Source organism: Flavobacterium sp. (genome assembly GCF_044360715.1).
Classification (GTDB): Bacteria; Bacteroidota; Bacteroidia; order Flavobacteriales; family Flavobacteriaceae; genus Flavobacterium.
In genome coordinates this window covers 48,206-63,796 of sequence record NZ_JBIKJY010000003.1, presented here as the reverse complement: position 1 = coordinate 63,796, position 15,591 = coordinate 48,206, and the positions used below count along the sequence as shown (strand labels likewise).

Below are 15,591 nucleotides of genomic sequence, written 5' to 3'. Positions count from 1 at the left end.
TGCATACTAAATAACCAAAATTAAAGTTATTTATAAAAATCACAATACATTGAAAAAGATACAACTAAAATATGTGTTCACTTTTGGTATACTTGCCTTAATTTTGGCTTGTTCTACCAAAAAAGACAACTATATAAACAGAAAATGGCATTCAACAAATACAAAATATAATGTATTATATAATGGAAATTTAGCGTTAGAAAAAGGAATTACAGATGTAAAAGCGACCTATTCCGATGACTTTTGGAATGTACTTCCTTTGGAAAGAATGCAAATAACCCCTGCAGAACAAAAAGAAGGCGCAGCAACCAAAAACGCAAATTTTGAACGTGCCGAAACAAAGGCTACAAAAGCCATTCAAATCCATTCGATGAATATTGGTGGGTATGAAAAAAACAATCAAATTGACGAATCGTATTTGATGTTAGGAAAATCCAGGTATTACGAAAACCGCTATTTACCTGCTATGGAAGCATTTAATTATATTTTATATAAGTATCCAACAAGTAATAACGTGTATCAAGCACAAGTGTGGCGCGAAAAAGTAAATCTAAAGTTAGAAAACGAACAATTAGCCATAAAAAACTTAAATAGAACACTAAAAGGACAAAAAGTTACAGGTCAGGATTTGGCAGATATTCATTCGGTTTTAGCGCAAGCGTATATTAAAAAAAATGTCTTAGATAGTGCATTAGCATCGGTAAAAATATCTAAAAAAGAAACAAAACTAAAGGAAGAAAAAGCGCGTTATACTTTTATTTTAGGTCAATTATACGAAAAATTAAATTATTCAGATAGTGCATTTGTTGCCTATCAGGAAGTAATTGATATGAAACGTAAATCGCCACGAAGCTATACTATCTATTCGCATTTAAAACAAGCGAATCAGTTTGATTTTGCAAAAGGCGACACGGTAGCGTTTCATAAGAATCTTGACAAATTATTGGAAAACATTGAAAACAAAAGTTTTAGAGATGTTATTCACCATCAAAGAGCGGTTTTTTATGATAAAAAAGGGAAAGACAAATTAGCCATTTTAAACTATAATAAATCTATAAAAAATAGTGTATCGGATAAATATTTAGCTTCTTTAAATTATAGAAATATTTCTGAGATATATTATAGAAATCGAAATTTCCATTTCGTAAAAAAATATTTAGATTCTACTTTGGTGCAGTTACCAGAAAAACATATCGAAGTGAAACCTACCAAAAAAAGGTTAGAAATTATTGCAGATGTTGTAAAATACCAAGATATTATTAGCTATTCGGATAGTATTATTAGTGTTTCAAAAATGTCTGCTTCTGAAAAGGTAAAATTTTATCAAAATTACATTTTAAAGTTAAAAATATCAGATTCTATTGCGGCTAAAAAAGCAGCAGATAATTTAGCTTTATCCAAACAAAATCAAAAAGCAGATATGTTTTCTGGAGACAATTTTAGTGATAACCTAAACCCAAAAGATAAAAATTCAGCCGGCGGAATTTCGATGGCTAAAAATCCCGTTTTAGAACAATCTTTAACAAAACAACCTGTAAGTTCATCGGGTATGCAAAGCAATTTTTATTTTTACAATGCCGTAACGGTTGCGCAAGGTAAAATTAATTTCAAGAAAAAATGGGGCGATATTAAATATGGCGACAATTGGAAAACGATAGCCGTAACAAATCAAAACCAAAAGGAAAACGCTTCTGAAGAGGAAACAGAAGAAGAAACAGCTGATAAATCAGATGAAGAAGGTGCTGAACCAAAATATAAAACCTCTTTTTATATTGATCAACTTCCAAAAGATGCAAAATCTCTTGAAAATTTAAATATTGAAGCAAATTACGCACGTTTTCAATTGGGTTCTATTTTTAAAGAAAAACTTAAAGAAAATAAATTAGCCATAACTTCTTTTGAAGATATTTTAGTAAATACACCAGAAAATAAATTGATTTTACCAACCTATTATAATTTATACCAATTATATAGTGCTGAAAAAAATGAAAAAGCACTCGTTTTCAAACAAAAAATCGTTTCAGAATATCCAGAAAGCCGATATGCTTCAGCTTTTAATAACACTACAATAAATGCCGACATTACAGCGGATTCCGAATTTAATATGTTGTATACGAAAGTAGAAAAAGGATTGTTCAGAGAAGCAAATTTAGAAATAGATGCATTGCTAAAAAAATACGACGGTGATGAATTAAATGCTAAATTCGATGTTTTGAAAGCAAAAATTACGGCAAGATTATTTGGACTTTCAGCATATAAAGAGGCATTACAAAAAATTGTAAAAAACTATCCAAAAGCCGCTGAAACGAAAAAGATAGAGTCAATTTTAAATTCAGATATTCCGGCTCTTGAATCATTAAAGTTTGGAGAAAAACCGAAAACATACAATTTGGTTTTTATCACCAATTATCCAAACGAAGTTTCGCATAAAAATTTAATTGAAAAGCTAAATAAATATGCCAAAGAATCTGGTGATAGCAAAGTTAAACTGTCAAATGACATTTATAATGTAGATAAAAATATGATAGTTTTACACGGAATAATTAATAAAACAACTGCAGAATCCGTGGCTAATTATCTAAAAGAGCATAAGGATTTCAAACTAAAAGATTCGCCAATTATTATCTCGAATGAAGATTATAAAGTAGTTCAGGTAAGAAAAAATATTGAAGAATATTTAGCTAAAATTAAATAAGTAGAAAAAATTAAATTACAATTTATTAGCAAAAACATATCGAATTTAGAGCAACCACCATTTTTAGAAATAGGGTTTCTACTGACCTAACATAAGTAATGCAAAACAACAAAAACAAACCTTTAAATAAATGGATTCAACTCATAAGTATTCCCGCACAAATGGGAATGGTTATTTTTTTGTTTGCTTATTTAGGTCAATATTTAGATGAAAAATACCAATCAGAAAATTATGTAAAGATTTTTACAGTTGTAGGTGTTTTTTTAGCGATGTACAATGTAATTCGTCAAGTCAACCAACTCAACAATAATGAAAAATAACATCTTGTTTTTTAAACAAATTTTCTTTTTTACACTTTCGTTATTTGCCATCAATCGTTTGGTTTTTTTGTTGCCTGCATTAAAACAAGCTCAAGAAAAATTTCATTTTCCAATAGCTTTTTTGTTTTTATTATTTTTTGTGCTTTCAAGCCTAATTTTATTTATTGTTAAAAAGGTTTCAGAAAAAAGTTTTGACAACACGGGAATGGTTTTTATGATAGCAACTTTCATAAAAACTGGAATAGTTTATTTCATCATCAAACCAATTTTAAATTTACCAAATCATCAAATTGAAAAAACAAATTGCTTAATTGTTTTTATGTGTTTTTTAGCAATTGAAACGATTATAACAATAGGTATTTTGAATAAAAAACAATAAACCAACTTAATTTTGAATAATTTGGTAAAAAAAGTAATTTTCTAGTATTGTAATTTAAAGAAAAAATATACCTTTGCAAAAATTTTAAGGACAATATTTTTTAGAATATATATTTTATGTTGATTTCAAGAAAAACAATTCAATTATTTATAGCCACAATTTTTGCGGTTTTGCCAGTAGTTACTTTTGCTAATGCAGATACAAGTCATATTGCAAAACCAGCTCATTCTGAAGTTGTAAATCATAAAAACACCGCAACGAAAGAAGTTGTTTCTGAAGAAACAAAAGCACAAGAAGAAAGAGCCGAATTCATTCAACATCACTTATTAGATTCTCACGATTTTCATTTATTTTCTTACGGAAAAGAAACGGGTCACGAAACACACATTGGTTTTTCTTTACCAGTAATTTTATGGGAAGACGGATTGCATTTCTTTATGTCGTCTGAATTTCACCACGGTGAAGCAGTTGCTAAATCAAACGGAAAATATTTCAAAATAAATCATCACGATGGGATGGTGTACAATACAGATGAAAATGGAACTTTCAATGTAGACGAAAAACACCATACTACAAATACAAAGCCTATCGATTTTTCTATAACCAAAAGCATTGTAATGATTTTAATCGTTGCTTTATTAATGTTTATGATATTTAGAAATTTAGGTAAATCATACAGTAAAAATGGTGGTATTGCTACTGGAGTCGGAAGATTTTTCGAGCCGTTAGTACTTTACATCAGAGATGAAATCGCAATTCCTAATATTGGAGAGAAACATTACAAAAAATATATGAGTCATTTATTGACTGTTTTCTTCTTTATATGGTTTTTAAATATGTTTGGTTTAACGCCACTTGGAGTTAACGTAACAGGAAATATTGCAATTACCGCTTCATTAGCAATTATAACTTATTTAATTACAACGTTTACTGCTAATGGAAATTATTGGGGTCACATTTTCTGGATGCCAGGTGTACCAGTTCCAATGAAAATTATTTTAGCGCCAATTGAATTTTTAGGAACTATCATCAAACCATTTTCATTAATGATTCGTTTATATGCGAATATGTTAGCTGGTCACGTGGTTTTAATGAGTATCATTGCGTTAATGTATACGTTTAGTAGTCCAATCGGAAGTCCGCTATCATTCGTGTTGGCTTTCGTATTATCAATATTAGAAATTTTAGTAGCTTTATTACAAGCTTATATTTTTACGATGTTAACGGCTTTATATTTTGGAGCTGCTAAAGAAGAACATCACCATGATGAGGAAGCTCATCATTAATAAATTGAATGTTTAATTAAATATATATACATTATGGAAGGAACTCTTAACCTTGTAGGAGCTGGATTAATCGTTATCGGTGCTGGTTTAGGTATTGGTAGAATTGGTGGATCAGCAATGGATGCTATTGCTCGTCAACCAGAAGCATCTGGAAAAATTCAAACAGCTATGCTTATTGCAGCAGCGTTAATTGAAGGAATTGGTTTTGCAGCGTTATTCGCAGTAAAATAATTAAAACAAACAATTGTTGTAACGGTTGGTTGCAACAATTGTTTACATTGAAAATCAAAATTAAACACTATATATAATGGAAGAATTATTAGGTCAATTTTCATTAGGTTTATTTATCTTGCAAACGGTTTTATTCTTAGGGTTAATCCTTTTACTTAAAAAGTTTGCTTGGAAACCTATCTTAGATGCAGTAAACGAACGCGAAGAAGGTATTAAAGAAGCTATTCTTTCGGCTGAAAATGCAAAAAAAGAAATGATGGCTTTAAAATCGGATAACCAAAAATTATTAGATGAAGCTCGTGCTGAAAGAGATACAATGATTAAAGAAGCGACTGCTATCAAAGAAAAAATGATTGCTGATGCTAAATCTGAAGCGCAAACTCAAGGTGCGAAGATGATTGAACAAGCGAAAGCTACAATCGAAAGCGAAAAAAATAATGCAGTTGCTGAAATTAAAAATCAAGTATCTTCATTGTCTTTAGAAATCGCTGAAAAATTATTAAAAGAAGAATTATCTAACAAAGACTCTCAAACAAAATTAGTTGAGAAAATGTTAGCTGATGTTAAATTAAACTAATCTAAAGTTATGTCAAGAGCTGCGATTAGATACGCAAAAGCAATTATAGATATCGCTACAGAAAGCAATAACGCTTTAGCTGTAAATAACGATATGAAAACTATTGGTGCTGCAATTAAAGAAAATAATGAGTTACACGATTTTTTATCAAATCCTATTGTAAATGGAACGATAAAAATGAATGCATTAACTGAAATATTTCCATCTTTACAAGCAGAAACTAAAGGTTTGTTTCAATTGTTATTAGCAAATAAAAGATTTGAAATTTTGTCTGCAATTACTTTTCAATTCAATACATTATTTGATATTGCAAGCGGTATTGAGCAAGCAGTTGTTACTACAGCTGTTCCGTTAACTGCCGAATTAGAAGTACAAGTAACAAATAAGTTGAAAGAATTTTCTTCAAACACGATTTCTATTACAAACGTAGTAGATCCTTCAATAATTGGAGGTTTTGTTTTAAGAATTGGCGACAAACAATATAATGCATCTGTTGCAAACAAATTACAACAGTTAAAAAGAGAATTTACATATTAAATAAATACCATTAAATATATATAAAATGGCAGAAATTAAACCAGCTGAAATTTCAGCAATATTAAAGAAACAATTATCAGATTTTCAATCTGGCGCTACGTTAGAAGAAGTAGGTACTGTACTACAAGTTGGTGATGGTATTGCTCGTGTATATGGTTTATCAAATGCGCAGTACGGTGAGTTAGTACAATTCGATAACGGATTAGAAGCTATCGTATTGAACTTAGAAGAAGACAACGTTGGTGTGGTTTTATTAGGACCATCTACAGGAATCAAAGAAGGTTCTAACGTTAAAAGAACGAACAGAATTGCGTCTTTGAAAGTTGGTGAACAAATGGTTGGCCGTGTGGTGGATACATTAGGTAACCCAATTGATGGTAAAGGACCAATCGGTGGCGAATTATTCGAAATGCCTTTAGAGCGTAAAGCACCTGGAGTTATTTTCCGTCAACCGGTAACGGAACCATTACAAACAGGTATCAAAGCTATCGATGCCATGATTCCAGTTGGACGTGGACAACGTGAATTAGTGATTGGTGACCGTCAAACTGGTAAATCTTCAGTTTGTTTAGATACCATCTTAAATCAAAAAGAATTTTACGATGCTGGTCAACCAGTATTCTGTATATATGTTGCAATCGGACAAAAAGCGTCTACTGTTGCATCAATCGCAAAAACATTAGAAGAAAAAGGTGCAATGGCTTATACAGTTATTGTTGCCGCAAATGCTTCTGACCCAGCGCCAATGCAAGTATATGCTCCTATGGCAGGTGCTGCAATTGGTGAGTACTTCCGTGATTCAGGTCGTCCTGCTTTAATTATCTATGATGATTTATCTAAGCAAGCCGTTGCTTACCGTGAAGTATCTTTATTATTAAGAAGACCTCCAGGACGTGAAGCGTATCCAGGAGACGTTTTCTACTTACACTCTCGTTTATTAGAAAGAGCGTGTAAAGTAATTAACGATGACGAAATTGCTAAAAATATGAATGATTTACCAGATTCTTTAAAAGGAATTGTAAAAGGTGGTGGTTCATTAACAGCGTTACCAATTATCGAAACACAAGCGGGTGACGTTTCTGCATATATTCCAACAAACGTAATTTCGATTACGGATGGACAAATTTTCTTAGATGGAGATTTATTCAACTCTGGGGTTCGTCCTGCAATTAACGTAGGTATTTCTGTATCTCGTGTTGGAGGTAATGCGCAAATTAAATCAATGAAAAAAGTATCTGGTACTTTAAAATTAGACCAAGCACAATTCCGTGAATTAGAAGCTTTCGCGAAATTTGGATCTGACTTAGATGCAGTTACTTTAAATGTAATTGAAAAAGGAAAACGTAACGTAGAAATCTTAAAACAAGGTTTAAATGATCCGTTTGCTGTTGAAAATCAAGTAGCAATTATTTATGCGGGAACAAAAAACTTATTAAGAAATGTTCCTGTAAATAAAGTAAAAGAATTTGAAAAAGATTATTTACAATTCTTAAGCTTAAAACATAAAGACGTTTTAGATGCATTAAAAGCTGGTAAATTTGATGATAACATCACAAATGTATTAGAAGCTGCTGCAAAAGAAATTTCTGCAAAATACTAATTAATTAGGTATAAGGAAAAAGGTCTTGGGTATTCAGTAAAAAGGATACCCAACACCATAAACCCAAAACCCAATACCCAATAAAAATGGCAAATTTAAAAGAAATACGTAATAGAATTGTATCTGTATCGTCAACGATGCAAATCACTTCTGCTATGAAAATGGTTTCGGCTGCTAAATTAAAAAAAGCACAAGATGCTATTACAGCAATGCGACCTTATTCTGAAAAATTAACCGAGTTAATTCAAAGTTTAAGTGCTTCTTTAGAAGGTGATGTTGCGGCTAATTATACTTCTCAAAGAGAAGTGAAAAAAGTATTAGTTGTAGCCATTACTTCTAATAGAGGATTATGTGGCGCATTAAATTCAAATGTATTAAAACAAGTTAAAGTGTTAACTGAAAAATACGGTCACGACAATGTTGGTGTTTTTGCTATTGGAAAAAAAGCTAATGATGGTTTACATAAATCAAATTATGTAGTAGCTAACAGAAGTGATCTTTTTGATGATTTAACTTTTGATAATACTGCAGAAATCGCACAATCATTAACGCATTTGTTTTTAGATGGTGAATATGATAAAGTAGAATTGGTTTACAATCAATTCGTTAATGCAGCTACACAAAATGTTGTGAACGAACAATTTTTACCATTAGCACCAATAAAAGGCGCCGCTGCTATTTCATCTGATTACATTTTTGAACCATCAAAAGAAGAAATTGTATTAGAATTAATACCAAAATCGTTAAAAACTCAATTATACAAAGCGGTTAGAGATTCATTTGCTGCAGAGCACGGTGCGCGTATGACTGCTATGCATAAAGCAACAGATAACGCAACTGATTTAAGAAATCAATTGAAATTAACATATAACAAAGCACGTCAGGCTGCAATTACTGGAGAAATCTTAGAAATTGTTGGTGGTGCGGAAGCATTAAATAATTAATTTTATTTACTGTTATATAACTTCTTAAAGTCCCAATTTATTGGGACTTTTTTTATTTGTAACAATTGCTAAATTATGTTGGCATAAATTTTAAATCCTTTTAATCAATTTAATCCGTGGCAAAAAAAATTATATATTTGTATAAACCGATTTGATATGAAAAACATTTTTACAGCGCTTCTTATAATTTTCAGTTCTCTTTTAGTAGCTCAAAATCTTCAATTAGAAGAGATAATGAAAGGGAACGAATTTATTGGTCATCAACCTTCAAATCAACGCTGGTCTGTAGACGGAAAAACCATTTATTTTGAGTGGAATCCGAATAATGACTTAGGCGATACAACTTATTATTGGCAATCTGGTTTCACAGAACCAAAGTTACTTTCAAATGAAGGCTTCCGTTTTTCGGAAATTCAATATCAAGGGCAAGAAAATTTTGATGTAGTATATTATACAAATCAGGGCGCCTTATTTTCGTATCATAAAAAAACGAAAGAAAATAAGATACTTTTTCAAACGACTTCAAATATCAATTCTGTTCAAAGAAGTACAAATCAAAACATCATTTATTTTCAACAGAATAAAAACATATTTCAAATGAATGTAACGAATTTTCAATTGTTACAACTTACCAATTTTAAATCTGGAACAACTTCTTCAGAAACCAATAAAACTTCTTTTCTGAATGGCCAACAAAAAGAATTGTTTCAGTTTGTAAACCAAGAAAGTGCAAAATCAGAATGGAATAAAAAACGCGTAGCAGAAAATAAACTTAAATTTCCTTCGGAGATTTTATATGGTACTAATGCATTAGAATCAGTAAAAATTAACCCAAATGGAAAATTCGTTACGTATACAATATCGGAATATCCAACTACAAAAGATACAAAAGTTGAAAATTTCATTACGAATGATGGGTACACAAAAAACAAATCGGCACGAGAAAAAGTGTCTGTAAACAATAATAGCAAACATAAAATGTATGTTTATAGTATCGAGAAAGATAGCGTGATGCCAATTTCTTTTTCGAATTTAACAGGGATAAAAATCTTTCCAAACTATTATCAAGAATACGATAATTTAAAATCTTTAGAACCTGTTGAAAAAGCAATTACGATGCAAGCGCCAATATATAATGCATTGGGGAATTTAGCTGTTTTTGAAGCCAGAAGCTTGGATAACAAAGACCGTTGGATTTTACAACTAAACTTAAATGACGCAACGGTTTCCGAATTAGATTACCAACACGATGAAGCTTGGATAGGTGGACCTGGAATTCCAGGCTATAATTTTAGTAATGGAACGTTAGGGTTTTTAGCCGACAACAAAACCATTTATTTTCAATCTGAAGCAACGGGTTTTTCTCATTTGTATACGTACAATTTGGAAACAAAAAAGAAGACACAACTAACTCAAGGTAAATGGGAAGTTCGTGAAGTGGTGCTCTCAAAATGGAGCAATTCATTTTATATTACCACAACTGAAACCCATCCTGGAAATCGTTCGTTTTATAAATTAGATATTTCTTCAAGAAAAAAAACACCTATTCTTATTGGTGATGGCGCTTATGAAGTGGAATTATCACCAGATGAAACCCAATTGGCAATACGATATTCATTTAGCAACAAACCTTGGGAAATATATTTTGCGAATAATAAACCCAATCCAACTTTAAAACAAATTACGTTTTCAACTTCGGATGCTTTCAAAAAATATAATTGGAAAAAGCCGGAAGTTATTTCTTTTAAAGCAACTGATGGAACTGAAGTTTTTGCCAGAGTGTACCAACCAAAAACAGAAAATAAAAATAAAGCGGCTGTCATATTTGTTCACGGAGCTGGCTATTTGCAAAATGCACACAAGTATTGGAGTACGTATCATAGAGAATATATGTTTCATAATCTTTTATCTGATTTAGGCTATACCGTTTTAGATATAGATTACCGTGCAAGTGATGGTTACGGACGCGATTTTAGAACAGGAATTTACCGTCATATGGGTGGTTTAGATTTATCGGATCAATTAGATGGGAAAAAATATTTAGTTGAAAAATTAGGCATTGATGTTAATAAAGTTGGAATTTACGGAGGTTCGTATGGAGGATTTATAACTTTAATGGGTTTATTAACGAAACCTGGCGAATTTAAAGCAGGTGCAGCATTGCGTTCGGTTACGGATTGGGCACATTACAACCAAGGCTACACCGCTAATATTTTAAATTTTCCTGAAACAGATCCAGAAGCTTACAAAAAAAGTTCGCCAATTTATTTTGCTGATAATTTACAAGACAAGTTATTAATGCTTCACGGAATGGTTGATGATAACGTACAATTTCAAGATATTGTTAGAATAACACAGCGTTTTATTGAACTTGGTAAAAAAGATTGGGATTTAGCCGTTTTTCCAGTAGAAGCGCACGGATTTCAGAAAACCTATTCTTGGGTAGATGAATACCGAAGAATTTTGGACTTATTTAATGAAAACTTAGTAGATAAAAAGTAATGGAAATTCGTATTTTAACTCAAAAAGCCGAAATGTTAGCCCATTTGGATATCGTAAAACAATTATATCCTGATTTTACCGTTGAAAAGTATGGCACGCTTTTAGATGAAATGCTTAAAGCCAACTACCAACAAGTTATTGTTACTAAAAACAATAAAACAATTGCGTTAACCGGTATTTGGATTGGAACAAAATTATGGTCTGGGAAATACATAGAAATTGATAGTTTTGTGGTTGATGAAGATTTTAGAGGGCAAAAAATTGGTGATATTTTAATTAAAGAAGTACATAAAATCGCAGAAAAAGAAGGTGCAAATCAGATTGTTTTAGACGCCTTTACAACCAATTTTACCGCTGGAAAATTTTATATCAATCACGGTTTTCAGCCAAAAGGTTTCCATTTTGTTAAAATATTAAATCAATAAATATGAAAATAATTGGACTATTCGCAATAGCGTTTTTGAATTTAGTTTCTTGTTCTTCAAATAAAGCGCATCAAGAAACCAAACACTATTTTGAAAAAATTACGTATCAAAATTGGGTTGGTGGCGTAAAAGGTGCAGGAGGCGGAACTATTTTAACTATTACATTACAAAAACCAGTACCAAAAAACACAGAAATTATAAAAATTCAATTTCAAGAACGTGAAGTAAGAGTTACAAAATTAAATGATTTATCCTATCAAGCGTCAATTAAAACATTTGATAATGAGTCTGAAACGATTCCAACACCTACAATAAAAACAAATTTAAAACCCAATCAAGCAAAGGTTTTCTTAAAAATTAATAGTAAGGAAAGCACCATTATCATTGACGATGTAAAAGAATTACCAATGTTAGCCTATCCTTCTGCAAAACCAATAAATAATTAACTATTTTTGTTATTTAAAATAAAATAAATTGAGCTCAAAAAGAAGCCTTTTAAAACAAACCCTAATTTATGGCATTGCAACGGTTTTACCCCGTGTGATGAGTTTTTTATTGGTAGGTTTGCATACAGATTTAATGCCGAAAATCGCATATGGTGAAATAACAATTTTGTTAGCCTATATGATTTTTTTCAATGTTATTTTATCTTACGGAATGGAAACGGCTTTTTTTAGATTTTATCATAAAGAAGACACAAGCACCAGCGAAATTTCACAACAACATAAAAAAGAAGTCGTTAGTACAGCTACAGTTTCTATTTTTTGGAGCACCATTTTGTTTTTGTGTATTGCCCTTTTATTTCAGAAAACACTTGCTGGTTTTTTAAATATTGATAAAGAATATATAAACTACGCCATTTGGATTTTAGCTTTCGATGCGCTTGTAATCATTCCGTTTTCTAAGCTTCGCGCAGATCAAAGACCTATTAGATATTCTGTACTAAAAATTTCTAATGTTGTAATCTATCTGCTATTAAACGTATTTCTGTTGGCAATTTTGCCTAAGTTAGCACAAGCCAATCCGCAAGGTTTTTGGAGTTCTTTTTATGTGGAAGACTATCAAATTGGGTATGTTTTCTTGTCAAATTTAATGGCGAGCTTGTTTACTTTTGTATTGTTTATGCCGCATTATTTTAAACCCAATTGGTTTTTCAATACCGATTTATGGAAAAAAATGCTTCACTACGGTTGGCCAATACTATTTGCAGGTTTGGCTTTTGGAATCAACGAACATTTAGATAAAATTTTATTGTCAGAATGGTTAGATCCTACAATTGCAAAAGCTGCAGTTGGAGCGTATTCGGCTTGTTATAAAATTGGTTTATTTATGGTTTTGTTTCGTACCGCATATACTTTGGGTATTGAACCGTTTTTCTTCAGTCAAGCTGGAAATGCCAATGCACCTCAAACGTACGCAACCATTACAAAGTATTTTGTCATCTTAGGGTCGTTAATTTTATTAGTTGTAGTTGTTTTTGCAGATGTAATAAAATTCTTTTTAGTACGACAAGAAGAATATTGGGAGGCAATGACAATAGTGCCTTTAATCATAATTGCGAATTTCTTTTTAGGGATTTATACGAGTTTATCTGTTTGGTATAAATTAATTGATAAAACAATAATTGGAGCCTACATTTCAGCAATTGGTGCTCTAATTACGTTAAGTATGAATTATATTTTAATTGTAAAATTCGATATGAGTTACATAGGTTCAGCGATTGCAACAATTTGTGCTTACGGCAGTATGATGGTGATTTCGTATTATTTAGGAAAAGAAAAATACCCAATTCCTTTCGAAATGAAAAAGATCTTAACCTATCTTTTTGCGTCCATAACTTTAGCTTGTATTTCATTCTATGTTCAAGAATTAAGAGAAACGTTTGTTTTTGGAATACTTGCAATCATTGGCTTTAGTTATTATATTTACAAAAATGAAAAAGAAGTAATTTTAAAAATTATAAAACGAAAATAAACAGACTTTAAAGTCTTAAAATAAATAAAACATTGCAATCTTTGCGAAATAACTTTGCGACTTTGCGGTAAAAAAAATAACAATGCAAATAAAAATTATAAATAAATCGCAACATCCATTACCTAACTACGAAACGAATGCTTCAGCTGGAATGGATTTACGAGCGAATTTAACGGAATCAATAACTTTAAAACCCTTAGAAAGAACTTTAGTTAAAACAGGTCTTTTTATAGAATTACCAATTGGTTATGAAGCACAAGTGCGACCAAGAAGTGGTTTGGCTTTAAAAAAAGGAATTACCGTTTTAAATTCACCTGGAACAGTGGATGCTGATTATCGTGGTGAAATTGGCGTGATTTTAGTCAATTTATCCAATGAGTATTTTGTTATTGAAAACGGAGAACGCATCGCACAACTAATCATCGCCAAACACGAACGCGCCGAATGGCAAGAAACCATAGAATTAACCGAAACGTCTCGCGGAGAAGGCGGATTTGGTAGTACGGGTGTGAAGTAAAACTTCAACATTCAAAATTCCAAGTTGAATATTCCAAGTTAAAAAATGTTGAATATTCAATTTTGATTAACGAATTTTGAAAAAGTAAATAGTAACAGAAATAATTATATAAGCCATGAAAAAATTTGATTTACACGAGAGACTAATTGATTTTGCAGTTCAAATCATTAACATTACAGATAATGTAAAAACATCAAAAGCTGGTAATCATTTGTCAGGTCAAATTGTTAGATCAGGAACAGCTCCATCTTTGAACTATAGTGAAGCACAAAGCGCAGAATCAAGAAATGATTTTATTCATAAAATGTCGGTTGTTTTGAAAGAACTAAGAGAAACCCAATCTAATTTAAAGATAATATGTAGAGCAAAATTGTATATAGGACAAGAAATTGAAATAGCTTCAGCAATTAAAGAAAGCGATGAATTAATATCAATTTTTGTAAAAAGTATTGAAACATCAAGAAATAAAAACAAGTAACAATTAATTCAATATTCAAAATTCCAAGTTGAATATTCTATGTTTAAAAATGTTGAATATTCAATTTTGAATAACGAATTTTGAAGTTTTAAAATATATAATATGAAAATAATAGTACCAATGGCTGGTCGTGGTTCACGTCTTCGCCCACACACATTAACCATTCCTAAACCATTAATTCCAATTGCTGGAAAACCAATTGTACACCGTTTAGTAGAAGATATTGCTAAAGTAATTAATCAACCAATTGATGAAGTAGCGTTTATCATTCACGAAAGTTTCGGTGCAACTGTAGAAAAAGATTTACTGGCGATTGCTACAAAAATTGGAGCAAAAGGAACCATTTATTATCAAAATGAAGCTTTAGGAACGGGTCACGCTATTATGTGTGCGAAGGATTCTTTATCTGGACCTGCAGTTATAGCGTACGCAGATACATTAATTCGTGCCGATTTTGAATTAGACGCAACTGCCGATAGCGTAATTTGGGTAAAACAAGTTGATCAACCAGAAGCATTTGGTGTAATTAACTTAAATGAAGCTAATGAAATTATTGAATTAGTAGAAAAACCTAAAGAATTTGTATCTGATTTAGCCGTTATCGGAATTTATTATTTCAAAGATATTGCCGTTCTTAAAAACGAATTACAAGCCGTTTTAGATAACAACATTATTCACGGTGGCGAATACCAAATTAATGATGGCATCAAACAAATGATGGCTAAAGGTTTGAAATTCGTGCCTGGAAAAGTAGACGAATGGATGGATTGCGGAAATAAAGACGTTACCGTGGATACCAACAACAGAATGTTAGGATTTTTACATCAAGACGGCGAAGATTTAGTAGCTAATGATGTGCGTTTAGATAATTCACAAATCATTCCACCTTGTTTTATTGGCGAAGGCGTGCAACTTATTGATTCCATAATTGGACCAAATGTTTCTATCGGAAAAGGGTCACATATTCAAAATAGTAAGATTCAAAATAGTTTAATTCAAACGCATTCACATATTAAAAACGCAAAATTAGATAATGCTATGATTGGAAATCACGTAAATTATAATGGCGAGTTTACGAGCGTAAGTTTAGGCGACTATTCAACAATGGAATAATTTTTGTAATACT

General features: G+C 31.3%; 16 protein-coding genes. All 16 read left to right on the top strand.

The features are described 5' to 3' along the window. The first annotated feature begins 49 nt into the window (after positions 1 to 49). Entirely contained in the window at positions 50 to 2,695 is a 2,646-nt protein-coding gene (locus tag ACIQ16_RS01710) for a tol-pal system YbgF family protein (protein WP_396148269.1), read from the top strand. Positions 2,696 to 2,793: 98 nt separating this feature from the next. Further along, complete coding sequence (locus ACIQ16_RS01705; protein WP_291242006.1) at positions 2,794 to 3,015, top strand: AtpZ/AtpI family protein; 222 nt, start codon at positions 2,794 to 2,796, stop codon at positions 3,013 to 3,015. Beyond that, positions 3,005 to 3,394: a hypothetical protein gene (locus ACIQ16_RS01700; protein WP_396148268.1), complete on the top strand. Its 390-nt coding sequence runs from the start codon at positions 3,005 to 3,007 to the stop codon at positions 3,392 to 3,394. The genes ACIQ16_RS01705 and ACIQ16_RS01700 overlap by 11 nt, the downstream gene beginning before the upstream one ends. 116 nt (positions 3,395 to 3,510) lie before the next feature. Next, positions 3,511 to 4,680, top strand: a complete 1,170-nt coding sequence (gene atpB / locus ACIQ16_RS01695; RefSeq protein WP_396148267.1) for a F0F1 ATP synthase subunit A — start codon at positions 3,511 to 3,513, stop codon at positions 4,678 to 4,680. Between the two features lie 33 nt (positions 4,681 to 4,713). Continuing rightward, complete coding sequence (gene atpE, locus ACIQ16_RS01690; protein WP_291242009.1) at positions 4,714 to 4,911, top strand: ATP synthase F0 subunit C; 198 nt, start codon at positions 4,714 to 4,716, stop codon at positions 4,909 to 4,911. A gap of 76 nt (positions 4,912 to 4,987) precedes the next feature. Further along, positions 4,988 to 5,488: a F0F1 ATP synthase subunit B gene (locus ACIQ16_RS01685; protein ID WP_396148266.1), complete on the top strand. Its 501-nt coding sequence runs from the start codon at positions 4,988 to 4,990 to the stop codon at positions 5,486 to 5,488. Between the two features lie 9 nt (positions 5,489 to 5,497). Next, positions 5,498 to 6,025: an ATP synthase F1 subunit delta gene (gene atpH / locus ACIQ16_RS01680; protein WP_396148265.1), complete on the top strand. Its 528-nt coding sequence runs from the start codon at positions 5,498 to 5,500 to the stop codon at positions 6,023 to 6,025. A gap of 25 nt (positions 6,026 to 6,050) precedes the next feature. Next, a complete protein-coding gene (atpA, locus tag ACIQ16_RS01675) occupies positions 6,051 to 7,625 on the top strand; it encodes a F0F1 ATP synthase subunit alpha (RefSeq protein WP_353077923.1) in 1,575 nt (524 codons plus the stop codon). Positions 7,626 to 7,711: 86 nt separating this feature from the next. Continuing rightward, positions 7,712 to 8,569, top strand: coding sequence for an ATP synthase F1 subunit gamma (gene atpG / locus ACIQ16_RS01670; protein WP_396148264.1), 858 nt, complete (start codon positions 7,712 to 7,714; stop codon positions 8,567 to 8,569). Positions 8,570 to 8,725: 156 nt separating this feature from the next. Then, the gene (locus ACIQ16_RS01665; RefSeq protein ID WP_396148263.1) at positions 8,726 to 11,071 is read left to right on the top strand and encodes a prolyl oligopeptidase family serine peptidase; all 2,346 of its coding nucleotides are present in this window, start codon (positions 8,726 to 8,728) and stop codon (positions 11,069 to 11,071) included. Then, a complete protein-coding gene (locus ACIQ16_RS01660) occupies positions 11,071 to 11,496 on the top strand; it encodes a GNAT family N-acetyltransferase (protein ID WP_396148262.1) in 426 nt (141 codons plus the stop codon). The genes ACIQ16_RS01665 and ACIQ16_RS01660 overlap by 1 nt, the downstream gene beginning before the upstream one ends. A gap of 2 nt (positions 11,497 to 11,498) precedes the next feature. Then, positions 11,499 to 11,942 (top strand): hypothetical protein, encoded by a 444-nt coding sequence (locus tag ACIQ16_RS01655; protein ID WP_396148261.1) that lies wholly within the window; start codon positions 11,499 to 11,501, stop codon positions 11,940 to 11,942. A 28-nt stretch (positions 11,943 to 11,970) separates the two neighbouring features. Beyond that, positions 11,971 to 13,470 carry a lipopolysaccharide biosynthesis protein gene (locus ACIQ16_RS01650; protein ID WP_396148260.1) on the top strand — a complete coding sequence of 500 codons (1,500 nt, stop codon included), beginning with the start codon at positions 11,971 to 11,973 and terminating at the stop codon, positions 13,468 to 13,470. 82 nt (positions 13,471 to 13,552) lie between these two features. Further along, positions 13,553 to 13,987: a dUTP diphosphatase gene (gene dut / locus ACIQ16_RS01645; protein ID WP_396148259.1), complete on the top strand. Its 435-nt coding sequence runs from the start codon at positions 13,553 to 13,555 to the stop codon at positions 13,985 to 13,987. Positions 13,988 to 14,102: 115 nt separating this feature from the next. Then, entirely contained in the window at positions 14,103 to 14,465 is a 363-nt protein-coding gene (locus tag ACIQ16_RS01640) for a four helix bundle protein (protein WP_396148258.1), read from the top strand. A 102-nt stretch (positions 14,466 to 14,567) separates the two neighbouring features. Continuing rightward, positions 14,568 to 15,578: a sugar phosphate nucleotidyltransferase gene (locus tag ACIQ16_RS01635; RefSeq protein ID WP_396148257.1), complete on the top strand. Its 1,011-nt coding sequence runs from the start codon at positions 14,568 to 14,570 to the stop codon at positions 15,576 to 15,578. Positions 15,579 to 15,591 lie beyond the last annotated feature (13 nt).